This is a genomic window from Wolbachia endosymbiont (group A) of Melitta haemorrhoidalis (assembly GCF_964273365.1).
In the GTDB taxonomy this organism is placed as follows: domain Bacteria; phylum Pseudomonadota; class Alphaproteobacteria; order Rickettsiales; family Anaplasmataceae; genus Wolbachia; species Wolbachia pipientis.
This window is the reverse complement of record NZ_OZ187004.1, coordinates 302,264-325,522: the sequence shown is the minus strand read 5'-3', so window position 1 is coordinate 325,522 and position 23,259 is coordinate 302,264. Positions and strand designations below refer to the sequence as shown.

The 23,259-nt window shown below is 35.7% G+C and carries 21 protein-coding genes, 1 tRNA gene and 1 pseudogene; 16 read left to right on the top strand and 7 right to left on the bottom strand.

Going from position 1 to position 23,259, the window contains the following annotated elements:
* Positions 1 to 307: 307 nt before the first annotated feature.
* A pseudogene (gene terL, locus ACICPZ_RS01660) lies at positions 308 to 1,758 on the top strand (phage terminase large subunit).
* A 564-nt stretch (positions 1,759 to 2,322) separates the two neighbouring features.
* Here terL and ACICPZ_RS01655 read toward each other — a convergent pair.
* Positions 2,323 to 3,300, bottom strand: coding sequence for an LD-carboxypeptidase (locus ACICPZ_RS01655; protein WP_264373733.1), 978 nt, complete (start codon positions 3,298 to 3,300; stop codon positions 2,323 to 2,325).
* On the bottom strand, positions 3,300 to 3,917 hold the full coding sequence (gene lipB, locus ACICPZ_RS01650) for a lipoyl(octanoyl) transferase LipB (RefSeq protein ID WP_141456645.1): 618 nt from the start codon (positions 3,915 to 3,917) through the stop codon (positions 3,300 to 3,302). The genes ACICPZ_RS01655 and lipB overlap by 1 nt, the downstream gene beginning before the upstream one ends.
* A 251-nt stretch (positions 3,918 to 4,168) precedes the next feature.
* Between lipB and ACICPZ_RS01645 the strand changes: the two genes are divergently transcribed.
* From ACICPZ_RS01645 to ACICPZ_RS01635, 3 genes are all read left to right on the top strand, one after another.
* Entirely contained in the window at positions 4,169 to 4,402 is a 234-nt protein-coding gene (locus tag ACICPZ_RS01645; protein ID WP_010081986.1) for a DUF6290 family protein, read from the top strand.
* Positions 4,378 to 4,641 carry a type II toxin-antitoxin system RelE family toxin gene (locus ACICPZ_RS01640; protein WP_080717643.1) on the top strand — a complete coding sequence of 88 codons (264 nt, stop codon included), beginning with the start codon at positions 4,378 to 4,380 and terminating at the stop codon, positions 4,639 to 4,641. Before ACICPZ_RS01645 ends, ACICPZ_RS01640 begins: the two co-directional genes overlap by 25 nt.
* Before the next feature lie 235 nt (positions 4,642 to 4,876).
* Positions 4,877 to 6,070, top strand: coding sequence for a phage portal protein (locus ACICPZ_RS01635; RefSeq protein WP_038199282.1), 1,194 nt, complete (start codon positions 4,877 to 4,879; stop codon positions 6,068 to 6,070).
* 54 nt (positions 6,071 to 6,124) lie between these two features.
* Here ACICPZ_RS01635 and ACICPZ_RS01630 read toward each other — a convergent pair whose 3' ends face one another.
* Complete coding sequence (locus ACICPZ_RS01630) at positions 6,125 to 8,668, bottom strand: AsmA-like C-terminal region-containing protein (RefSeq protein WP_264373732.1); 2,544 nt, start codon at positions 8,666 to 8,668, stop codon at positions 6,125 to 6,127.
* 3 nt (positions 8,669 to 8,671) lie between these two features.
* Entirely contained in the window at positions 8,672 to 10,159 is a 1,488-nt protein-coding gene (gene murJ / locus ACICPZ_RS01625; RefSeq protein WP_010962984.1) for a murein biosynthesis integral membrane protein MurJ, read from the bottom strand.
* A gap of 150 nt (positions 10,160 to 10,309) precedes the next feature.
* Here murJ and ACICPZ_RS01620 point away from each other — a divergent pair.
* The 4 genes from ACICPZ_RS01620 to ACICPZ_RS01605 all read left to right on the top strand — a co-directional run bounded on the left by ACICPZ_RS01620 (position 10,310) and on the right by ACICPZ_RS01605 (position 14,658).
* Positions 10,310 to 10,385: transfer RNA gene (locus ACICPZ_RS01620), tRNA-His, on the top strand.
* Between the two features lie 187 nt (positions 10,386 to 10,572).
* Entirely contained in the window at positions 10,573 to 12,495 is a 1,923-nt protein-coding gene (gene mnmG, locus ACICPZ_RS01615; protein ID WP_264329469.1) for a tRNA uridine-5-carboxymethylaminomethyl(34) synthesis enzyme MnmG, read from the top strand.
* 8 nt (positions 12,496 to 12,503) lie between these two features.
* The gene (locus ACICPZ_RS01610; RefSeq protein WP_264374067.1) at positions 12,504 to 14,171 is read left to right on the top strand and encodes an aminopeptidase P family protein; all 1,668 of its coding nucleotides are present in this window, start codon (positions 12,504 to 12,506) and stop codon (positions 14,169 to 14,171) included.
* Between the two features lie 121 nt (positions 14,172 to 14,292).
* Positions 14,293 to 14,658, top strand: a complete 366-nt coding sequence (locus ACICPZ_RS01605; protein WP_264373731.1) for a hypothetical protein — start codon at positions 14,293 to 14,295, stop codon at positions 14,656 to 14,658.
* Between the two features lie 59 nt (positions 14,659 to 14,717).
* Here ACICPZ_RS01605 and ACICPZ_RS01600 read toward each other — a convergent pair whose 3' ends face one another.
* Positions 14,718 to 14,903 (bottom strand): hypothetical protein, encoded by a 186-nt coding sequence (locus ACICPZ_RS01600; RefSeq protein WP_264711441.1) that lies wholly within the window; start codon positions 14,901 to 14,903, stop codon positions 14,718 to 14,720.
* 92 nt (positions 14,904 to 14,995) lie between these two features.
* On the opposite strand from ACICPZ_RS01600, the gene ACICPZ_RS01595 reads away from it, so the two are divergent.
* From ACICPZ_RS01595 to ACICPZ_RS01560, 8 genes are all read left to right on the top strand, one after another.
* Positions 14,996 to 15,640 (top strand): alpha/beta hydrolase, encoded by a 645-nt coding sequence (locus ACICPZ_RS01595; RefSeq protein WP_015589325.1) that lies wholly within the window; start codon positions 14,996 to 14,998, stop codon positions 15,638 to 15,640.
* A gap of 5 nt (positions 15,641 to 15,645) precedes the next feature.
* Complete coding sequence (locus tag ACICPZ_RS01590) at positions 15,646 to 16,452, top strand: SDR family oxidoreductase (protein WP_209472450.1); 807 nt, start codon at positions 15,646 to 15,648, stop codon at positions 16,450 to 16,452.
* 232 nt (positions 16,453 to 16,684) lie between these two features.
* Positions 16,685 to 16,978 carry a transposase gene (locus tag ACICPZ_RS01585; RefSeq protein WP_010082069.1) on the top strand — a complete coding sequence of 98 codons (294 nt, stop codon included), beginning with the start codon at positions 16,685 to 16,687 and terminating at the stop codon, positions 16,976 to 16,978.
* Positions 16,963 to 17,397, top strand: a complete 435-nt coding sequence (locus ACICPZ_RS01580; protein ID WP_144078574.1) for an IS3 family transposase — start codon at positions 16,963 to 16,965, stop codon at positions 17,395 to 17,397. The genes ACICPZ_RS01585 and ACICPZ_RS01580 overlap by 16 nt, the downstream gene beginning before the upstream one ends.
* A gap of 3 nt (positions 17,398 to 17,400) precedes the next feature.
* Positions 17,401 to 17,562 (top strand): DDE-type integrase/transposase/recombinase, encoded by a 162-nt coding sequence (locus tag ACICPZ_RS01575; RefSeq protein WP_010082071.1) that lies wholly within the window; start codon positions 17,401 to 17,403, stop codon positions 17,560 to 17,562.
* Positions 17,555 to 17,719 (top strand): IS3 family transposase, encoded by a 165-nt coding sequence (locus ACICPZ_RS01570; RefSeq protein WP_010082072.1) that lies wholly within the window; start codon positions 17,555 to 17,557, stop codon positions 17,717 to 17,719. Before ACICPZ_RS01575 ends, ACICPZ_RS01570 begins: the two co-directional genes overlap by 8 nt.
* Before the next feature lie 214 nt (positions 17,720 to 17,933).
* The gene (gene polA, locus ACICPZ_RS01565) at positions 17,934 to 20,510 is read left to right on the top strand and encodes a DNA polymerase I (protein WP_264373728.1); all 2,577 of its coding nucleotides are present in this window, start codon (positions 17,934 to 17,936) and stop codon (positions 20,508 to 20,510) included.
* A gap of 49 nt (positions 20,511 to 20,559) precedes the next feature.
* The gene (locus ACICPZ_RS01560) at positions 20,560 to 21,717 is read left to right on the top strand and encodes a hypothetical protein (protein WP_264373727.1); all 1,158 of its coding nucleotides are present in this window, start codon (positions 20,560 to 20,562) and stop codon (positions 21,715 to 21,717) included.
* Positions 21,718 to 21,752: 35 nt separating this feature from the next.
* Here ACICPZ_RS01560 and ACICPZ_RS01555 read toward each other — a convergent pair whose 3' ends face one another.
* Together ACICPZ_RS01555 and ACICPZ_RS01550 are read right to left on the bottom strand one after the other, a co-directional pair.
* Positions 21,753 to 22,532 carry an exodeoxyribonuclease III gene (locus ACICPZ_RS01555; protein ID WP_264373726.1) on the bottom strand — a complete coding sequence of 260 codons (780 nt, stop codon included), beginning with the start codon at positions 22,530 to 22,532 and terminating at the stop codon, positions 21,753 to 21,755.
* Positions 22,532 to 23,239, bottom strand: coding sequence for a uroporphyrinogen-III synthase (locus ACICPZ_RS01550; protein WP_264373725.1), 708 nt, complete (start codon positions 23,237 to 23,239; stop codon positions 22,532 to 22,534). Before ACICPZ_RS01550 ends, ACICPZ_RS01555 begins: the two co-directional genes overlap by 1 nt.
* Between the last annotated feature and the right edge of the window lie 20 nt (positions 23,240 to 23,259).

Here is a 23,259-nt window from a genome sequence, read left to right as displayed (position 1 = left end):
CAACCACCACGGGGCTTCTTTTGCCTTTTTTTTCGTTTGGTAAATTTCTTAACATTTATAGCTAAACAATAACCGTCATCCCGCTACGTGTTAGCGGGATCTAGAGATACCGTGACGGTATGACGGTCTGCGGCGGTATGACGGTTCGCGGTGGCATGACGATAAGCCTCGTCATCCCGCTACGTGTTAGCGGGATCTGCCGAGATACCGTGGCGGTATGACGTCTCGCTTGCAACCTATAGCCTTGTCATTCCAGTGCTCCTTTTTTTGTCATCCCAGCGTCACGCGCTGGTTTCAACATTATATCATGAACTTTCTAAAATTCATTGAGTTATGCTTTCAAACGGTAGTGCCGGGGTGTGAGTATAATAATTATCGGTACATAAAAGTCATAGCAGATAGGCTGGAAGCAGCGAGCGCTGGTGAAGTGAAACGAATAATATTCAATATGCCTCCGCGCTCGATGAAGTCCATATGTGTAAGTGTTGCGTGGCCCGCATGGATACTGGGAAATCAGCCAACTGCAAGAATAATAGTTGCAAGCTACTCTCGGCTGCTTAGCGAAAAGCACTCGCTCGATACAAGATGCATAATGCAGTCTAGTTGGTATAGAGAGTGTTTCCAGAGGTAGAACTATCCAAAGATCAGAATACCAAATACAAATTTCAAACAGTGCAGAGAGGATACAGAATCGCAACGTCAGTTGGAGGGACGTTAACAGGTGAAGGTGGTGATTTCATCATCGTGGATGATCCACTGAGTCCCGCCCAAGCTTTGAGTGAAACGTTTAGAAAGCGTGCTACAAATTGGTTTGACCAGACTTTAGTAGCCAGGCTCAACAATAGAAAAAAAGGAGTAATTGTTCTTGTGATGCATAGGCTCCACCTGGAAGATTTGACCGGACACCTTCTCTCCAAACCGAAAAGCATATGGCATCATATTTGTTTACCAATAATAGCTGAAAATAAGGAGATTACTTATTCAATCAAAAAGCCAGCGCCTCCTGTTCCTGTCACCAGAATAGCTTGGTCAACTATAAATGAGTACACCAGAAATAAAACAGCATTACCTGCAAAAATACTATACTTAAGAGAAGAAGGTCAGTTGCTATACCACCTAGATGGAGGAAAAGAAGAAGTTGAGATGATAAAGGTTGAACTTGGAAGTTACGCTTTTGCTGCACAATATCAACAAAACCCTCTGCCACTTTCAAGTGGTATAATTAAACGAGAGTGGCTGAAGCGCTATAGAAATTTTTCTGATAGTCTCTCATATGTCACTCAGAGCTGGGACACTGCAGTTTCAACAAGCAGCATGAGCAACTTTAGCGTCTGCACCACCTGGACAAAAGTGGGCAATAAATTCTATTTACTCGATGTATATCGCGCAAAGCTTGAGTATCCAAAGCTTAAAGAGCAAGTTCTGTCACTAGCTGCAAGATGGACACCGCACGCAATTTTAATCGAAGCAAAAACAAGTGGTCAGCAATTGGTGCAAGAGCTAAAGACAAACAGTGATTTACCAATTATCGAAATAGTACCACATGATGACAAACTCACTCGATTTTATCAAATTGTTCCGATTATAGAGTCTGGCAAGGTTTTTCTGCCGCACCAAGCAGTATGGCTGAACGATTTTGAGTATGAGATTTTAATGTTTCCTGAAACTCGACACGATGATCAAGTGGATAGTACCGTGCAATATTTGCAGTGGGTGAGAGATAGTAGCTCTAGGGTCGCAGCTTTACGGGCATTGTGATTTAAGCCTACCAGATCCAAGAGTCAGCTACTTGCATGACACCCTGACAACCGTCATCCCGCTACGTGTTAGCGGGATCTAGAGATACCGCGGCGGTATGACGGTCTGCGGCGGAATGACGGTTAAGCAATTCGTCATCCCGCTACATGTTAGCGGGATCTCTTGTTAGCGGATGAGATACCGCGAATGAATCGCGGTATGACGGTTAAGTACGTGTTAGCGGCTAAGAGATACCGCGGCGGTATGACGGTCTGCGGCGGAATGACGGTTAAGCAATTCGTCATCCCGCTACATGTTAGCGGGATCTCTTGTTAGCGGATGAGATACCGCGAATGAATCGCGGTATGACGGTTAAGTACGTGTTAGCGGCTAAGAGATACTGCGGCGGTATGACGGTCTGCGGCGGAATGACGGTTAAGCAATTCGTCATCCCGCTACATGTTAGCGGGATCTCTTGTTAGCGGATGAGATACCGCGAATGAATCGCGGTATGACGGTTAAGTACGTGTTAGCGGCTAAGAGATACTGCGGCGGTATGACGTAGAGCTCGCGTTAGCTATAAGATTAGCTAACATTCTGCACGTCCATAAAAAACAAACCTTCTTTTTCGTCTTGAACGCTAATAATAGCGTGAGTGTTAAAAGGTAAAGGATCATTTGTATGTCCATGGCCTACCCCTTTCATAGTAAATACAGGAAAGTTAACACTTTTTGCAAACCTTTCTTTTACAACTTCAACAAGGTTATCGTTATAGCAGTTAACGAAATCCCCAAAGATTACTGCATGTACTCCATCAAAGATGTGAGCTTGTTTTAGGTGATCTAAACTGCGCTCTATTGCGTATGGGTAGACTCTTATGTCCTCTAAAAATAGAATTTTACCTTTCGCATTTATTTGCCAAACAGTTCCTATACTGTTTTCAACTAAAGTCATATTACCACCGATGATTTTAGACTCTAATCTGCCATCTTTTAGTCTAATGCCATTATTTATCGTCTTTAGGTTATCAAATCTGATAGAATCCCGCTTGTTAAGAATTAACTCTTTCAATTTTTCAACAGAGCTTTCAGAAACGGAGTTATTTACTATCATTTCCAACATGGTGCCGTGAAGAGTTTGCCAATCATATTTAGCTTGTAGATGGATGTGCAAGGCAGTTATATCGCTATAGCCTATGAGGATCTTTTTGTTTTGAGCAATCCTTTCTTTTTTATCATTGGGTAACTTTTCTAGATAGGGAATTAACCGAGAAGCCCCTTCTCCTCCTCTGATACACCAAATTATTTTACTATCACCGGTTAGTGCACTAATCAAATCATTTGCTCTGAATTCATCAGAGTTGGAATAAAATGGATTATCATTACTATATATTTTCTCCGAAATATGGGGATTAAAATCCAAAGCTTCTACATATTCTTTTATGGTAGTCAGGTCTGATTCTTTTCCCTTGGAGGAAGGAGCAATAATATCAACTTGGTCCATTGCATGAATACCTGTGTTAGCACATAAAGTGAGAATGAAATATAAAAGATAAACAATCATTAAAATATCTTATAAAACTCTTTTTTTAGTATATCATCCAATTCAGAGAGTGGAACTTTCACTCCTAGTTCTTCCATTGACGTGACGCCATAATCTTGCAACCCACAAGGAATAATACCCTTATAGTGAGAGAGGTCTGGAAAGACGTTAAGCGCTATGCCATGATAAGTTACCCATTTTCTTAAGCGAATACCAAAAGCTGCAATTTTTTTTTCTACTCCGTTATGGTTTACCCAAATGCCTATTCTATCTTCTCTAAACTCTCCAAGTATATTAAATTGCTTTAAAACATTTATGATCCACTTACTTAGATCTCTAATATATAGCTTTATATCGCATTTGTTTCTTTTTTTAAGGTTTAACATTAAATATATAATGCGCTGTCCTGGACCATGATATGTGTGTTTACCACCCCTTCCTGTTTTATATATGGGAAATAGTTTTTCAACAATATCATCAGCTGTTGCACTGATTCCTGCAGTATAAAGTGGAGGGTGCTGGAGTAGCCATACCAATTCGTCTGCTGAATTATTGTGAATTTGTTGAATTTTCTCTTCCATGGATTTTACAGCACAGTTATAATCAATAAGCTGATTAGATATTAGCCATTCTGTCATATTCTATTTCTTTTTTTTTAGTATAGCAGTTCGTTTTTTCCTGTTATTCCAGTGTGTGACACTGGGCGCAGCCTTTCTTATTCCTAATATACTTAATACTAACTTCTGTGCTATTTCTCCTTAACAAACATAGTACATGACAAATGTTTAATTATTTGTCAACACAGGTCCTCTTTACGTATAGGCAACTTTTTTTATTGAAAAATTCAGAAAAATGTTGTATAATTATTAGTAGATTTTAGGTAAAATATATGGCAAACTCAAAATTTAGCATAACTTTCAACAACGAAATTTCAGAGTGTCTTGCTGGACTGGCTAAAATAAGAAATAAGTCCATTAAAGAACTAACAGAGAAGCTAATACAAGAAGCAATTGAAAATGAGGAAGATAAAATACTAATTGAGCGTGCTGCTAAACGTAATGTTTCAGGTGTAAAGAAAATTAGAAGTGAGGATGTAGACTGGAATACAATATTATCTTCATAGAAAGCGTTCTTGAGAAAGACCTTCCAGCTCTTCCAAAAACAATAAGATTAAGGATCATAAATGCGATAAATAAGCGCCTTACAGTTGATCCCATTAACCTTGGTGAGCCATTATATTACAGATTTAAAGGACAAAGAAGATTAAGGGTAGGTGATTATCGCGTTATCTATTCCGTAAATATTATAAAATATGAAGTGGTTATCACAGAGATAGGACACAGAAAAGATATTTATAAGTAAGTACATCATATAAATATTAAATATATTTTTACTCCTTCCTGATTCATTTTCTACCTTAGGTGGCTTCGCTCAGCTCAAAAAAAAAGTTCATTCTTTTTGCTACCCCTTATTGTGCCTGCCATTTAACTATTGTGTAGAGATTGCTCTCAAACATAATGTTCGTACGTTAGTATATCCTTCCTGTGACACCAATTGATATAATTCTACCACAAATTCAATTTTTTAGGAGGCATATATGAATCTCAATATTTTTCAAAGAAAAAAAAGCGCAGTATTTACTAAATATTCTGCTTTGCAGCTAATGATGGAGCCAAGTTGGAGTAAGCGTGATTATGTAAGTTTTGCTGAGGAAGGTTACATAAAAAATGTTATTGCCTTTCGAGCAATTAATATGATTGCAAGTGCTGCATCTTCGGTACCTTTTACTCTCTGCCAGCTTACTGAACAGGGAAAATCGCAATTAAAAGCCCATCCATTACTGAAATTACTTTATTCTCCTAATCCAATGACATCAAAATCGGAATTTATTGAGGGGATTGTAACTTATCGGTTAGTTAACGGCAATTCTTATATATTGATGGTTGAGTCACAGAATAGTAGAAAACCACCAACAGAGCTTTATCTTCTGCGCCCCGATAGGGTTGAAATTGTTCCAGGGAGAAATAACGTTCCTTATATCTATCGTTATACCATAAATAACAACAGTTATGACTTTAAAGTTGATAAACTAACTGGATGTTCAGCAGTGTTGCACTTAAAGACCTTTAATCCTTTGAATGATTGGTATGGGTTATCACCAATTGAGGCAGCTGCATATAGCATAGATCAACATAATCAGGCGGGTGCTTGGAATCAAGCGATGTTGCAAAACGGAGCAAGACCAAGTGGTGCAATAGTTGTAAAATCAGCAAAAGATGGAAGTGGTGGAAGTTTAAGTCAAGAGCAGTACCAACGCTTAAAAGCGCAGATAAATGATCATTATTCAGGTTCTATAAACGCTGGAAGACCGATATTGCTTGAAGGAGGCTTGGAGTGGAAAGAAATGAGCTTATCGCCAAGGGATATGGATTTTATTGAGTCCAAACACAGCTCAGCTCGTGATATTGCGCTAGCTTTTGGCGTTCCACCGCAATTGCTTGGCATACCGGGTGATAACACTTATAGCAATTTAGTCGAAGCACGCTTATCCCTCTGGGAGCAGACGGTTTTACCAACGCTAGAAAATATTATCTGTCACCTGAATTCTTGGCTGATACCAAGATTTGGTGAAGATCTGTGCTTGTCGTATGACAAAGATGCAATAGAAATTCTCATGGAAAAAAGACAAAAGTTGTGGAAATACGTAGAAAACGCAAGCTTCATGACGCTCAACGAAAAGAGAGAAGCATTTGGCTTGCCACCACTGCCAGGTGGTGATGAGTTAGGTTAAGTTTGTATCCGTTCAGATGAGTTCATTGTCCCCTAAACCGTACGCCTAAGTAAATCAACCATTTCTCTTGCTGACTAAAGCGGTGAAGATTTGGTCTACATCAAAACTCATCTTAGGACGCCAAATAGGGCCATCCAAATGCATATCGATATAGATTGGATTACTATAGCCTGGTGGAATGAAAAAGAACCTGAATATAGAAGCTAAAGCGAAGTTAGATAAGGTTAAATTAGAAGAGATCGACCCTGATGCTTGATCAATCCCGAACTGTAAACTAGTTGAACATATACCACTCTTAATACTTGCTTTTCCGCTAATATTTTCAAAAAATGTTTTACCATTATATATATCAATATAAGCAAGTGTGGAAATTTCAGATTTATTCTTACTGCTTAACAAATTAGTGATAAATGAATTGAAATCTACATTAGTAACTTCTATTCCTTGCGCTTGTAAGTTTACATCTCCTGATAAGTTACTAGCCCAATCATGAAAACTTTTTCCTTGAGTTTTGATTTCACCATTTAAGCTTACCTGACCATTTACATTGTCAATTCCTATAACCTTACCAATCTTTTTAGTGTCCAAATTTACAATAGAAAATCTTGTATTTATTGAGTCTGATCTTAAATAACCCTGAAAAAACACTTGCCCGCGTTCTAATACGTAACTTGCCTGCCTGATAGTGATAGTGTTGTTTCTCATTACCGCATCCAAATTAAAATCTTTTAAAACATTCTGCTCGGTTTTAAATTCTGCAGTATTGATTTGCACATTTGCATCAAAGCCTTCTTTATCATCCAAAAAATCAAGCTGCTTTGTTGACCATTGAATTTGATCTATCTCATTTCTTGAATTTCTTTTCGTCTCTACTAAATTTGGTAATGTAATAATTTTTCCATTAAATTTACTGCCCGTAAGGTTAACATCTAATAAAGGTTTGGCGTATTTTTGATCTGCTAATATTTTTGCATTACCGGTAATATCGAAATCTTCTCCAGATAGTTTTATTTTATCTGCAACTAGCTTACCTTTTTCCATTTTCAGCAAAAAATCCAAATTTTTAATTTTCGTATCATTCAATGTAAGGTTATTAACACGGGCCTTTATATTTGTATCATACTGAAAATTTTTCAGCCATTGCATTTTAGGTAAACTGCTAAATAATGAATGATCATATTTATCTGCATCAAGATTATGCATGCTAAATTCACCATCGATCACACTGCGTTTTTTTGTGTGGCTTACTCTAATTGATCCTTGCAAGGATTCCTTATTATTTAGCAGTCTAATGTCTGAGATAGATAATATTCTTGGTGCAAGGTGCAGTTTAGAACTTAGTGTAAATTGATTTTTCTGGTTTTCTTTCATCTTTATAGAAGGGAAAAAACATGAAATGAATGACTCAAAATCATTTCCTTCGACTAATAAATCACCGTTGAATTCAGATAGGACATTATTGTTTGAGATCTCTCCTGATAAGTAAGATATATTATTGATTCCAGGAAATTTAAGAAGCGTATTAACTTTTACTTTGCCATCAGTGGATTTTAGTACAGCACGGAAATTGTCCAATATTTTGTTTTGATATTGAATGTTAGAAGCTTCCATATTAAAATTTAAGCTCAAGTTCTTTGGCACAACTGCTCTAAAACATTCCAGAAGATCCTTCATATTCATTGTTCTTTGTGAATCATTTTGTATGGAATCTAAATCAACTTTACTGAAGCTAATATTGAAATTAGTGTGATTGCCTTTTCTATCATTTTGTATTGTACCGCTGGCTTGCATGCTTTTGGAATCAATTTTTAAGTCAGTTGCCGTAAACTCACTTTCATTAAGACTTATATTGGATGATATCTTGATATTTTCGCTAGGAATAACACAAGAGAGAAAGCTAAGATTAATGATTTTTGCTAAATCACTCACAGAACCGGAACTGTTATTAATTGTTAATGTTAAATTACCCTGGAGTTCTTCTTGATTTCTATTACCTGTAAATAGCAAATTTACAAAATTTGATTCAACACTAATGTGTACATTCCTTTTTGTGATATTAACCTTTCCTGAAAAATCGTAATTATTATCACCTACCTTTACTTTACCAAAAAACTGCTTATTTTTTTTTACAGCAACTTCCTTTATGTTAACAATATCAGCGAAATCATTCTTGAAACTTACTTGGCTGTCTTTTATTACTATATCGACTGTGTTACCACTGGCGTTTGTATTTATAATATTAAGTAAATTTTCTTTGTTGCTTTTCATGCCAAACAATGTGATTGACTTTGGTTGCAACGAAAATAAAAACAACGATAGGAACGATGGCCTTATTTCAATTTTTCTTACACTAATTAAATCTGACAACTTTTGCTCTTTATTTTCGTTGTATTGTACGTATACATTATAAATAGTGAGCTTTGGGGTAATCAACGAAACTTTAATTTTTCCCCCAATATGCACTTTAGCATCATACGTCTTCTCTAACTCTTTTATGATATATTTCCTGTAGCCACTCCAATCCTTAAAAGTTGCAGCAACATGCATGAGAATTAATAGCAGTGAGATTGATAATATAGCATATAAAGAAAGTCTCATAATTTACACATGCTTAAAGTTTCCCTTAAATATTAAATAGAGAATACCAAAATAAACAATAACACTCAAAGCTATTAAAGTCGTTAAATAAACAATACGAGCCAACATTTTATCAAAAAATAATCCTGCCAACAAAGAATTAAAAATATAAAGGGCTATTGACATGACTGCCGTTGCTACAAAAATTTTCATGACATTTAACAATAACGCTTGGCTAACCTTATACATTTTATTTATTGTTAAATAACTAATTAATAGAATAGAGTTTATCCAAGTGGAAACAGAAGTAGCAATAGCAATCCCCGTATGCTGATACTCGTTCATTAACAAAAGGTTTAGCACTACATTAATTCCAAGACACATTAGCGAAAATATGGTTGGTATTTTCAGATTGCCTTTAGCAAAAAATGTAGGTAGCAATACTTTATTTATAATAAATGCAGGTAAAGAAAGAGAAAATGCTATTAAAGTGGGAACAGTTTGCTGCACTGCATAATGATCAAACCGGCCGTAAGAAAAAAGCGTAAGTAAAATTATGTCGGGAATAATGATAAAGGCAGCAGTTGTTGGCATAATTAACATTAATCCTATGTTGAGAGCCTTGTTCTGTATTTTGACTATATTTTCAGTATTATCCACCTGTTTTGAAATTAAAGGAAGAAGCACTGTACCAATTGCAGTACCGATTATTCCCTGCGGTAGTTGATTTAGTCTATCGGCATAATATATATAGGACACCGCATTTGGTATAAAACTCGCCATGATTGTATCAATCCATAAGCTTATTTGAGTTACACAATTGTTGATAATTGCAGGTATCACACGCTTAAAAAATAACCTTACTTCATTGCTTAATTCAAGGCTAAAAGAAAAAGCTGCCTTTAACTTGTATGCACTAAATAGTATCAAAAGTAGCTGGAAAATTCCTCCTATAAGGACAGCTATAGAAAGGTTGTGCGCTGGAGTTTTTACGTAAGGCACAAACAAACTGATGATTAAACAGAGATTCAAAACGATTGGTGCAATAGCTGTTGAAGCAAAATGCTGCTTTACTTGCAGCATTCCACCAATAAGTGATGCAATTGAAACAAAGATTATGTAGGGCATCATAATTCTTGATAAAGTAACAGTAAGGGTAAACTTACTTTGGTCAAATCCAGGAGCAAAAATTTGAATCATATAAGGGGAGAAAGTTTGCATGATAAGGCAAAAAATTACTAAGATAATAAACGTAATGGATATTACACTACTTGCAAAATTAAATGCCTTTTTATTATCATATGATTCTGTCGAATATAATGGTATGAATGAGGTAGTGAACGCTCCTTCTGCAAAAAATGCTCGAAATAGATTGGCAAAACGAAACGAAGAAAAAAATATGTCTGCAAGAGAGTTCGCACCAATAACCGTAGCAATCAATACATCTCTTATTAACCCTGAGATCCTTGAAATAGCCGTAAAAAAACTAAATGTGAAAATACTTTTAAACATACCACTACTTCATTAGTGTCAATACAATTAACTATAATGGTAAAAGTATCAATGAAAATATTTATTGGCTAAACTTAAAACCCTCTGCAAAAGGAGAGTTAAATAATCAATTGACTATTTGCGCTCTTATGTTAGAAATTTTATATCTTGGCGGGCGTAGCTCAGTTGGTAGAGCGTCAGTTTGTGGTACTGAATGTCGCCAGTTCGATCCTGGTCGCTCGCCCCACTAAAACCCGATAATTTGAAAAACCGTCATCCCGCTGCTTGTTAGCGGGATCTAGAGATACCGTGACGGTATGACGTGAGTTAGCTATACATTGGCCACTGATGATTGAAATAGTTAATTACTGTAAAATTTGACATTAACCGCTAATAGTTAGAATATTAGTAGAGTAAGAATTACTCAAGAAGGCATGCATAAATATGATGTAGTAGTAGTAGGTGGTGGTCATGCAGGGTGCGAAGCTGCTGCTGCAGCAGCTCGCCTTGGTGCAAACACGCTGCTTATAACTCATAAAATTTCAACTATAGGGGAAATGTCCTGCAATCCAGCAATCGGAGGAGTTGCAAAGGGCGTTGTAGTCAGGGAAGTTGACGCTCTTGATGGAATAATGGGAAGAGCAATCGATCAAGCAAGTATACACTCAGTCATTTTAAATAGCAGCAGAGGTGCAGCAGTATGGGGCCCGCGTGCACAGGCAGACCGAAAATTATACAAGCAAGCAATACAGGAAATTATTCTAAATTATAATAATTTGACGGTAAAAGAAGAGTCGGTTGACGATTTTCTTATAGAGAGTAATAACAATGGAGAATTGTGCATTAAAGCTGTAATAACAAGCTCAGGGGAGCATATACTGACAAGTAAAGTCGTTCTAACTACAGGGACTTTTCTGCGGGGTGTGATTCATATAGGAGAGCAGGTAACTCCTTCAGGGAGAATGGGAGATAAGCCTGCCGTAGAACTTGCAAATACGTTGAAGAAATATAATTTTAAATTAGGTAGATTGCGTACCGGAACTCCGCCAAGGCTTGATCGTGGCACTATAAACTGGTCAATATTGCAAGAACAAGTGGGTGATAATCCACCTGTGCCGTTTTCTTACTTAACAGAAAAAATTAATCAACCTCAGGTATCATGCTTTATTACCCATACTAATGAAAACACGCATAAAATAATTAGAGAGAATCTGCACAGGTCAGCTTCTTCGTATTTGGATGATATTATAGCACCAAGATACTGCCCATCCATTGAAACTAAGGTTAAAAAATTCGCAGAAAAAAGTAGTCATCAAATATTTTTAGAACCAGAGGGCTTGAATGATGATACTATATACCCGAACGGAATTTCAAATTCATTGCCTATTGAAGTGCAGTGTGAAATGATAAAGAGTATCAAGGGACTTGAAAATGCAGAAATACTAAGACCTGGATATGCAGTTGAGTATGACTATATTGATCCACGAGAACTAAGCCATACTCTTGAAACTAAGAAAATTAAAGGCCTATATTTTGCTGGCCAAATTAATGGCACTACTGGATATGAAGAAGCAGCAGGGCAAGGAATTATTGCCGGAATTAATGCAGCACTCTCTGCATCTGAAAAAAAAGAAAGCTTTGTTCTTCATCGCACAGACTCATATATCGGCGTAATGATAGATGATCTAGTCACCAAAGGGGTGATCGAACCTTATAGATTATTTACCTCACGTGCAGAATATAGGCTAGCTATCAGGTCAGACAATGCAGATAGAAGATTAACACAAAAAGGTTATGATATTTCCCTTGTTTCGCATGAGAGATACTCTGTTTTACAGAATAAACTTGAATCCATTAAGCAGCTTGAAGAGAAGTTAGGGAGTCTGACGATTACTCCTGAGCAGCTTAGGTCTTATGGTATCAAAATATCTTATGATGGGATAAGAAAAACGGCACTAGATTTACTTAGCTATCCAAACATCGACTGGAATAAATTACAAGAAATATGGCCGGAGTTAAGCAGCATCACGCGCTGGGATGGCACCGCAATGGGTAGCATAACTAAGAATGAAATATGCGAAGCGGTTGAAATTGAAGCAAAATACAAACCTTATCTAATAAGACAAGAAGCGGATATGAAGTTTTTACGAGAGGAAATTAACACTCAAATTCCAATTGATTTTAACTATTCACAAGTTAAAGGCCTGTCAAGTGAAGTAATAGAAAAGTTGCAGACGATAAAACCAGCGACGATTGGCATTGCAAAGCAAATACAAGGCATCACTCCTGCAGCGATAGTGAGCATATTAGTGTATTTGAGAAACAGGAAAACGAAAGTGGCTGCTAATTTTGTATGAGGTGTTCTATGTCAAAAATCGAAGAATTTCGTTCTTTTATGCACGAGATAAACGTTGATGCATTTATGTTGCATACTAAAGATGAATATTTAAATGAGTATTCAGAGGAGCTAACAAAGCTGTGTGGCTTTACAGGAACAAATGGGCTACTTATCGTTACAAAAGACAACAAGTGCCCATTTTTTACGGATGGACGCTATATCACACAAGCTCGCAATCAGCTCGATCGGGGCAATTTTCAAGTATATAATATACAAGAAGAGGATCCACGCGAATGGATAAAAGCAAACTTAACATCGACTGCCTCACTAGGTTATTATTTGCAATATTTTACCATAGAAGATATAAGAAAGTATGAGAATATCTGTAAATTAATACCCTGTTTAGCTGGAAAAAAAAGTGACTATCGAAAACAAGCAGTGGTTTTACATTCTATTGAATATGCTGGTGAAAGTAGTAAGGACAAATGTGAAAAAGTCGCTAAAAGTATAGATAAAGAAGCTGAAGCAGTGCTTTTAACTGATCCAAATTCAATTTCGTGGTTATTAAATTTAAGAAATGAAAATGCTAAATATACTCCATGTATATTGGGCCGTGCTATATTGTATAAAAGCGGTAATGTTGGTTTGTTTATTCAAGATAAAGAACATTCAACTATAGAAGCAAATTTAGGCAATCATATAAATATTTTTGATATTAGTGAGCTAGAAAATTCGCTGCACAAGCTAAATTCAATAGTCATGGATCCAAGCACAACTCCAATGAGTATCATGGCTGTAATAAAAGATAAACAGGTAGCTGAGAGAGAAGATCCTTGTCTAATTTATAAAGCAGCAAAAAACCAAACTGAAATAGCTGGGGCTATAAATGCGCATATCAGAGATGGAGTGGCAGTTACAAATTTTCTATATTGGCTTGAAAATAATGTTGGTACAGAACTTGAAGCTGAAGAAAAGATTTTAGAATACAGAAAAGAGCAGAATTTGTTTAAGCAACTAAGTTTTCCAATAATTTCAGCATTTAATGAGAATGGGGCAATAATTCACTATCGTGCAAGCAGTAAGACGAATAAAGTAATTCAGAAAGATGGACTGTATTTGATTGACTCTGGTGGCCAGTACCTTGACGGCACAACTGATGTGACAAGAACTGTAGCAATTGGCAATCCAACTGATGAACAAATAACCCACTATACAATAGTACTCAAAGCTCACATTGCTATAGCAAGTGTCATCTTTCCTCCTGGCACTACTGGTGGAGAATTGGATATATTAGCACGTACGCATTTATGGAAATTTGGAATGGACTATATGCATGGTACAGGGCATGGAGTAGGAAGTTACCTATCAGTACACGAAGGACCACAAGCAATATCAAAAAGTAATAAAGTGAAACTCACGCCAGGGATGATACTTTCCAACGAACCTGGCTATTACATTCCGGGAGAGTATGGAATAAGAATTGAAAATCTGATATATGTTGACAGGCAAGAAAACGGCTTCTTAAACTTTAAACAACTGACCTCTATTCCATATGATAGAAGACTAATAAATGTGCAAATGCTTACTAAGGATGAAATTGAATGGATAAATGGCTACCATCAATTTGTCTATAAAAACTTAGAAAATAGCGTAAAAGATAAGGAATGGTTAAAGAAGGTATGTGACCCTTTATAAGCAAAGGAGCATTTTTTATTATTTAAAAAGTATTAATGCAATTGTGACAGGTATTTTGTATTGTTTTTAATTTTAAAATAATATATAATAAAGAACACGTATTTTTAGGTAGGTTATAATTATGATAGACAAAGGGCAAGAAGATGAATTTATGAAGCAGTATATGGATACTTGCAAAGAGCAAATAGAAAAATTAGCCAAGGATCCTGAATTGCTTAATCAGACTTTAAAACCACTTATGCAAATGTCTCAGCAGCTTATGGCTGGTGGTATGTTAGAAGGGGCTATGCCTGGCATGATACCTGATTTGGGCAGTATGGATGTTAACAAGATGATTGCTCAGATGAAGGAAATGATTGACTACATAAGAGGTAACTATAAGGAACTAATGAAAGAGCACAGCTCGCAGATTCAAGAGCTTGATGAATCCAGTAAAAAGCTAAGAGGCTTAGTTAAAAAATTGATAGAAAAGATCGAAAGTAAGTAAATAACATCTGGATTTCTGTCATTCTATATACAACTTTCTAGTTGGACGGTAAGTCGAGGTCAATTATTGATGCCATGAAAGTAGCTGACACTGGTTCCTTTATGACGGCAGTGCCCAGAGGTGTCATCCCAGTGCTTGACACTGGAATCCAGGAAACTTAACTTTACACCAGGTAATAAGAACTGGATTCCAGTGTCAGCTACTTTCATCTGCCACGCGAATTGCCTGCAAATTGCAATGTTCATACAGTTATGAGCTAGTGTACATAATTGCACATGGGTTTTTACAAATTTGAAAATTAGTGTTAAATAAAAATATAAATGCAAAAGGAAAAGAAATGATTGAACTTAAAGGCCCAGAAATTTGTGCAGGCGGAAATAAGAAAAATTTGATTATTTTTTTACATGGTTGGGGCTCAAGTGGCGATAATTTCATTCACCTTGCTAAAGTTATGAGCAAGTTTTTACTGGGTTCATATTTTGCAGTACCCAATGCTCCGTTTGAAAGAGAAATAGGTGATGGTTATCAGTGGTTCAGCTTGGAAGATCGTAGTGAGGAAGCGCTATATAATGGAGTAAAAAATGCTACATCAATTGTAAATCATTTCATTGATACAAAATTAAAGGAGCTTAATTTAAAAGATACGCAACTTTCTTTAGTTGGATTTTCTCAAGGAGCAATGCTTGCAATACATACAGCTCTCACCCGCTCTCAATCCTGTGCATCAGTTGTTGCATACTCTGGTAGATTTCTTTCACCTTCAAAAACTGCACCAGAGATCAAGTCAAAACCTAACATATGTGTTATCCATGGTGATGCTGACGACGTGGTACCTTTTTCGTCCCTCGACTTAGCGGTTAAAGCTCTGAAAGAAAATGGAGTAAATGTTGAAGGACACCCAATTCATGCATTAGGGCATATTATTAATGAAGAGGGAATAAAATTAGGAGTAGAATTTATCAAGAAGAATTTTAAAAATTAATTTTCATGCACTTGTTTTGCTTTGGTTATGGATATGTAGCTAAATTTTTATCGAAAAAATTACTGAACTTAGGTTGGAAAGTCAGTGGCACATCAAGAAGTAAAGATATACAAAATGTAATCCTCTTTAATTATGAGAAGGTTAGCCAAGATCTGCTTAAAAGCGCAACGCACGTTTTAATTTCTATTCCTCCAGATGGTGATGATGTTGTGGAGAGATACGGTGATTGCCTGCAAAATGTTAAATGGTTTGGTTATTTGTCTGCAACTAGCGTCTATGGTGATCACTCTGGTAATTGGGTGAATGAGGAATCTGAAACAAAACCTATAGAAATCAGAGGAGAAAAGCGCCTTAGATCTGAAAGGAAGTGGCTGAATAGCAGATTGCCTGTACATATTTTTCGTTTAGCTGGAATATACGGTCCTGGTAGGAACGTGTTAATTGACTTGCAGCTTAGCAAAGCAAGAAATGTGAAAAAAGAAGGGCATTTTTTTTCTCGTATTCACGTTGAAGATATATCGAATATTTTATTTTCTTCCATGCAAAACATAAAACCTGGTGAAATATACAATTGTGCAGACGATTTACCCACTACACAATCTGAAGTGATAATGTATGCAGCCAAACTTCTCAATGTTAGCCCTCCAGAGCCAATTGAGTTACCAGATTATGCACAGAGTTTTTATTTAGGATCAAAAAGAGTAAGTAATGTTAAAATTAAAAAAGATCTTAATGTCTCTCTAATTTATCCTAACTACAAGGTGGGATTAGAGAGTTTGCATGTAAAAAAAACTGAAATCACATCAGAATGATAGATAGGCTTATTGTCACTGCCATTAAGTTAAGGAAAGAATGGTTAAAAACTGAACTAAAAAGTCAGAAATAATTAAGGATTTATGACAAATGCTGAAACAGAATAGAGTAAACTTTAAAGCAGATAAACTCTGAAGTGTAAATTACTTAAGAAATAGTGACCTTACCCAGAAAAAGTGGAGAGAAAGAAAAGAGTTTTTTTGGGTAAAATAAAATTTTGGAGGATTAGAAATGGTAAGAGAATATACGGCAGAATTCAAATTGGAAGCTGTTAAACTGGCAAATGAACAAAGAAAGGCAGGTCAAACAATTACAAAAATAGCAAGAGATTTAGGAATAAAGGGTGGTTTATTAGGAAAATGGATAAAGAAACACAACGAAAAAAAGTCGGCGGCAAATGCATTTCCAGATGTAGCACCTTATGACAAAGAGAGGTTTGATTTACAAAGCAAGAGTAACAAGGGAAAGAGACATTTAAAAAAAAGCCCTGGCCAGTCAAAAAGAGTAAAATATTTTTTTATATAGTAACTGCTATAAAGTACAGGAATTATGTAGGATTTTCTGCTAGTGGCTACTATAAGTGGACCACAAGAAAAATAAGCAGTAGAGAATCAGCAAATAAAGAGCTACTCGAAGCTATTCAAAAAATATATCAAGTTTCTAAATGTAGATATGGAGCTCCTAAAATTCATGCTGAATTGAAGGCTTTGGGTAAAAGTTGCAATTTGAAAACGGTGCAAAGTATTATGCAGAAAAATGACATCAGGGCTATACTGAGAAGAAAGTTTAAAATTAAAAAACAACAAACAGATAATAGAGCTGTAGCTCCCAATATACTAGATCAAAACTTTATTGTTGATCAACCAAATAAAGTATGGGATTACTTACATCAAAACCAAGGAGGGATGGCTATATTTGGCAGCAATAATTCTCACGTATGGTAGTTAATGAGTAGTGCAATAAATAAACAATTGGTTATGAACTCTTTATTAATGGCCATTAATAGGCGTAAACCTGTTAAAAATCTACTGCTGCACAGTGACCAAGGTTCACAATATACTGCGCAAGGGTATCAATATCTCTTAGCTGTAAAGAATATAGATGAGTAATAAAGGCTGTTGTTACGACAATTCTGTTGCAGAAAGCTTCTTTAGCTCATTGAAAAGAGAAATACTTATTGATACTTCACAACACTCTGCTCAACAAACTAGAACTGCAATATTTGAATACATAGAAATTTTTTATAACAAACAACGTCACTATTAACTATTGCATTCCAGAACAATTTGATGCATCATTCTTTTTGTAAAAAACATTCCACACTTTCTCTCCACTTTTTCTGGGTAAGGTCATATGTGTACATCCCCATCATGAATGCTATTTTCGGTAAAATCTCTTACAACGCTCAAAAGCAGAAAAACAAAAACTTGATTTTCTCAGCTAAATAGTGGACCATCAAAAGCACGCATAAATATCTACAATGAAAGAAAAAACTTTCACAATCATCGATGGCTATGGTTTTCTTTTCAGAGCTTACTATGTACTACCTCACTTAATTACCACAACAGGAATGCCAATAGGTGGTGTATATGGCTTTCTGAATATGGTTCTTAAGTACATTGCCCATTCGGACTACTTAACTATAGCACTTGATGCAGGGAAAAAGAATTTTAGGCACAATTTATATCCTGAGTACAAAGCGAACAGAGTAACGCCTCCTGAGGATCTAACTCCACAGTTCACCATACTGAGGGAAGCGGTAGAAGCTTTTAACCTCAGCTATGAAGAGATTGAAGGTTATGAAGCAGATGATATAATTGCAACACTAGCTGCAAAATACGCCAACCACCAAGACTTTAAAGTGGTAGTCGTTTCATCAGATAAAGATTTGTTCCAGCTTTTGAATTACAATATTCTAATATTTGATCCTATTAAAAATATATACATAGATGAAAAACAAATAGTAGAAAAATTTGGTGTAAATTCAAACAAGCTTCTTGATTTATTTTCTCTAACTGGTGATGCATCTGACAACATTCCAGGCGTTCCGGGAATAGGTCCGAAGACTGCAGCTAAATTACTGGATGAATTTGATTCATTGAATAATATTATAGAGAACATTGATAATATCGAGCAAACGAGGATTCGTAATATTCTCACCGAACATAAGGAAAAAGCTCTAATTTCAAGAGAACTTTTATCACTATGCGAAAAAGTAGACCTTCAACATGATATTGCAAAATATGAAGTCCATTCTCCAAATATGGAAAAACTATTATCCTTTTTAAAGAAGTATGAATTCAATTCCTTAATAGGGAAAGTGGAAAAGCTTTTTTCCTATAATGGGTCTAGCACAAAAGAGAAAATAGAATATAGTAGTGAAGAGTTAGAGAAATTTTTGGAGCATTGTAGATATGAAGGCAAAATTGCAATTCATTACCACCTTGAAAACAATGTATTAAGTCTATCTTATAGCGAAAGTAATATTTTTTATATAGAGCAAGACAGCATACAAGATGCACTCATTATAATTAACTTAACTTTGCTCTCAAATGGAGTGCTTAAAATAATACATAACATTAAAGAGATCAGGAAAATCTTCCCTACAGTAGAGAAGATGCTAGATTCAGTTGATGATTTGATGATAATGTCGTATAGCTTGGATACAGGAAAGCATGATCACAGTATTCCAAACATAGTTGCGCATAATTTGAGTGAAAATGCAGAAATTTTCTCGGCAAAAACTTTAATAGCAATTCATGAAAAGCTAAAGCAAAGGTTATTTCAGGAAAAATTGCTCACAATTTACGAGCGCTTCGATAAGCCACTTATGAAAGTAATATTTGATATGGAGAAAAATGGGATATTACTGAACATACAAAAATTACAGGAGCTGTCCGATAAATTTCAGCAGGTAATTGCCGTGCTTGAAGATGAGATATATAATTTGGCAGGAGAAAGATTTAATATTGCTTCGCCAAAACAATTAAGTGATGTTTTATTCAACAAAATGGGGCTTAATAAAAAGAAAAAGTCAAAAAAATCTGGATCGTATAGCACCAATTATGAAGTTCTAGAGGCACTCGAAGAAGAAGGGGTAGAAATCGCAAGTAAAATCTTAAATTGGCGACATTTAAGTAAATTAAAAGGCACCTACACTGATGCATTAATAAAGCAAGTTGATCCACTTGATGGTAGAATACACACAAGCTTTTCAACGACTGCAACTGCAACTGGAAGGCTGAGCTCCAGCAATCCTAATTTACAGAATATTCCTATCAGAAGCGAAGAGGGAAATCTTATCAGACAAGCATTTATTGCGCCAAAAGGGCATAAGATAATTTCTGCTGACTATTCGCAAATAGAATTAAGACTCCTGGCACACGTTGCAAACGTTGCAGCATTTAAAGAAGCTTTTGCAAACGGACAAGATATTCATGAGATCACCGCAAGGCAAGTTTTTGGAGTGCAAGAAATAGATGAGCAATTAAGACGCAAAGCAAAATCCATCAATTTTGGAATTATATATGGCATTAGCCCATTTGGTCTTGCAAAGCGGCTTGGAATTACCATTGCGGAAGCTGCTGAATACATTAATTACTATTTTTCCTGTTACCCAGAAATAAAGGCCTATATGGAAAAAACAGTGTCTATCGCAAGATTGCATGGTTATGTAGAAACTTTGTTTGGCAGGAGATGCTTTGTAAGAGACATAAACAATACAATTCCTTATATAAGACAATTTGCAGAAAGGGCAGCAATAAACGCACCACTGCAAGGAACCGCTGCTGATATAATAAAACGTGCGACAATTCAGCTTTTTGACCAATTAAAAGTAGGTAAAATAATCCTCCAGGTTCACGATGAACTACTGGTTGAAGTAGAAGACGAAAAGGTACAAGAAACAGCAAAACTTATGAAAGATATAATGGAAAATGCAATAGAAATTTCTGTACCACTTGAAGTAGAAATAAAAGTTGGCGACAACTGGGGTCTAAATTCCCTTAATTATGACTTAAACATCGTGAATTCTAGGAGTATAAATCATTTGAACTAATACGAAAAATATGTTAGAATAGAACATAGCAAATGCAAATAGGTCAGCCATGATAGGCCCACAAGTAAAAAGTTCAAAACCTCCAAAGTTACCTACTCAGGTAACTAACAAAGATGAGAAAGTTTTTAAATTTGAAAAAGAGAAACATCAGTTAATCTATCGTACTTTCCTAGATATTTTTAAAAATCCAGAAAAACTAGAAGAGCAAACGAAACAGGAAATAGAAAAGAAGGAACAGGAAATAGAAAAGAAGAAACAGAAATTGAAAGAAAAACAAAAATTACAGAGTGATCTGAAGTCATTAAAGGAACGGTTACCTCGATTACAGGATGAAAATGAAAAGAAAATTTTTACTTTTGTATTTGAGAATAGTGGAAAGATATTCAACAATGTCAAGCTAGAAGATGTAGAACCACTCAGTGAAGAGAATTTTTCTCAGTTTTTACTTTCTGTGTTTAAAGAAATTAGGGAGCAAGGCTTAGCTAGAGAAGAGAAATTAAATGATGATAAAATACGACAAATAATAACCAAGTGTGTAGCTGATATACGGGGTACAGAAGCTAAAGATTCATCCATAAAGTTCGTATTGGAAATGCCGCTGCTGCTAATTGGAGGGATCAAAATAGACCCGAAAAATATTTCTGGCTCCTTTATGGATGGGGTGAAAGAAAAAATACCATTCTTAGGTAAAGACAAAAAAGAGGAAGATGAACCACCACTTAGTGATGAAGAGATGGTAAAAACGTTCTTACGTAAATCTTTATTTCCTATTACTCTTTTTGCTTTTTCAGCATTAATATTTGGCACTGGCCCAATTGCATTAGCAATTAGTGGTGGTCTCCTTGTATGGACTGAAGTAAGTACAATCAAAAGTCTTTTTTCAAATAACAAAAAAGGTACTTTGTATGACCCTAGCTCACAAGATAAAGATGATACAGAAAAGAGAGCAAAACTGAATGGAAAAATTCTCGAGGGCATTGATGATATTTTAAAAACCCCAGTTACAGAAGTTGAGAAAGGTACCTCTGTTTCTGAACAAATTTCCCAAGGAAAAGAAAAGAGTGAAAAACAACCTGTTCCTGAGCAAATTTCCCAGGAAAACAACAGGGGAAACGAAGAAAGCAAACAGCAAGATCAACCTTGGACAAGAAAGGAAAACGAACGAAAGGAAGAAAACACAAGCAACAAACAAGCAGGGATTACCTAGGTTTGCCAAAAGTGAGTTGTGTAAGAGGTCTACTATTATTCTATAGCATATACAACAGGAGTATGGTCAGACGGATTTTCTAGCTTACGCAATCTATCATCTATGTAGCATGTTTCCAATTTATCTACAGCTTGTGGTGATAACAGCATATAATCTATGCGCATTCCTTGATTATTTCTGAGTGAATTGCCTTGATAATGCCACCAAGTGAATTGTTGCAAATTTGGGTGAGATATTCTAAACGCATCTTTAAACCCAAGATTCAAGATCGCTCTTAACTTCTCACGTTCTCTTATATGAAAGCACACTTGGCCATTCAATAAGTTTGAATCAAAGACATCAATTTCATCCGGTGCAACATTATAATCGCCAGCTATAATAGTTAACTCTTCATTCTTTAACAAAGTGCTCATCCTTTCATATAGATTATCAAAAAACTTGAGTTTATATTCAAATGCTTGAGAGTCCGGGCTTTGACCGTTTGGAACGTATACACTTCCCACCCTTACCTTCTGATTATTGTGCTTTATTATGCACTCTATATAACGCGCTTCTTGATAACCTTCTACGATATCAATCTTAAACTTCTCCAGTATCGGATATTTAGATAAAACACAAACGCCATTTCTTGCAACTTGTCCATAGACAGCACATTCATATCCCAGCTTCTCTATCTCTGCATAAGGAAATTGCTCTTCCATACATTTTATCTCTTGCAGCAAAATTATATCTATCTGACTATCAACTATAAAACTACAAAGTTGGTTAACTCTTTTACGTATGGAGTTTACATTCCAAGTTGCAATCTTTAGCATCAACAATCCTTATTAATTATATCAATTAAACTCTCCCCAGTAGGCAACCTCGATGTTATAATTTTTTTCCATTTGATTAACTTTAAACTATCAGCAATGTTTTTACTCATGGTATATGCAACTGCATTATTCATCACATGAGATAACCCACTTTTTAGAACTAATGAACAAAATACCCTTGCTGTCTGTGAGGAAAAAAAAGCAACACTACCAATTTTACCATCCAACAGTAAATTTTTACACCTATTAGTTAGACTCCTTTTAATGATTGTTTTATAGAGTACAACTTCTCTTACGTTAAAATCTTCTTCAGATAATCTCTTTTTTAGGTCACATGATACTTCTTGTCCTCTTATATATAAGAACTTTATTGCACTTGAATAGTGAGCTTTTATGAATGATATCAGACCATCAACGTTGCTGTCTGCTGAGATTATATCAGAAAATCCCAAATTTTTTGCAGCCTGCATGGTTGAATTACCAACTGTAATAATCGGAAAGTCATCCACTTTGCATATTTGACTAAAAGCCTTTACACTGTTTTTACTTGTGGATATTACAACGTCAAATTCGTGTGCAGATATATCAGGATTTAAGTACTTTATTGTGAATACTGGTTCTATATAAACTTTGTATCCATACTTTCTCAATATATTTCTTGTATTGAACGAATCCAATAAAGGCCTCGTTAATAAAATAGACTTCATTCTGATTTATTTCACTACTA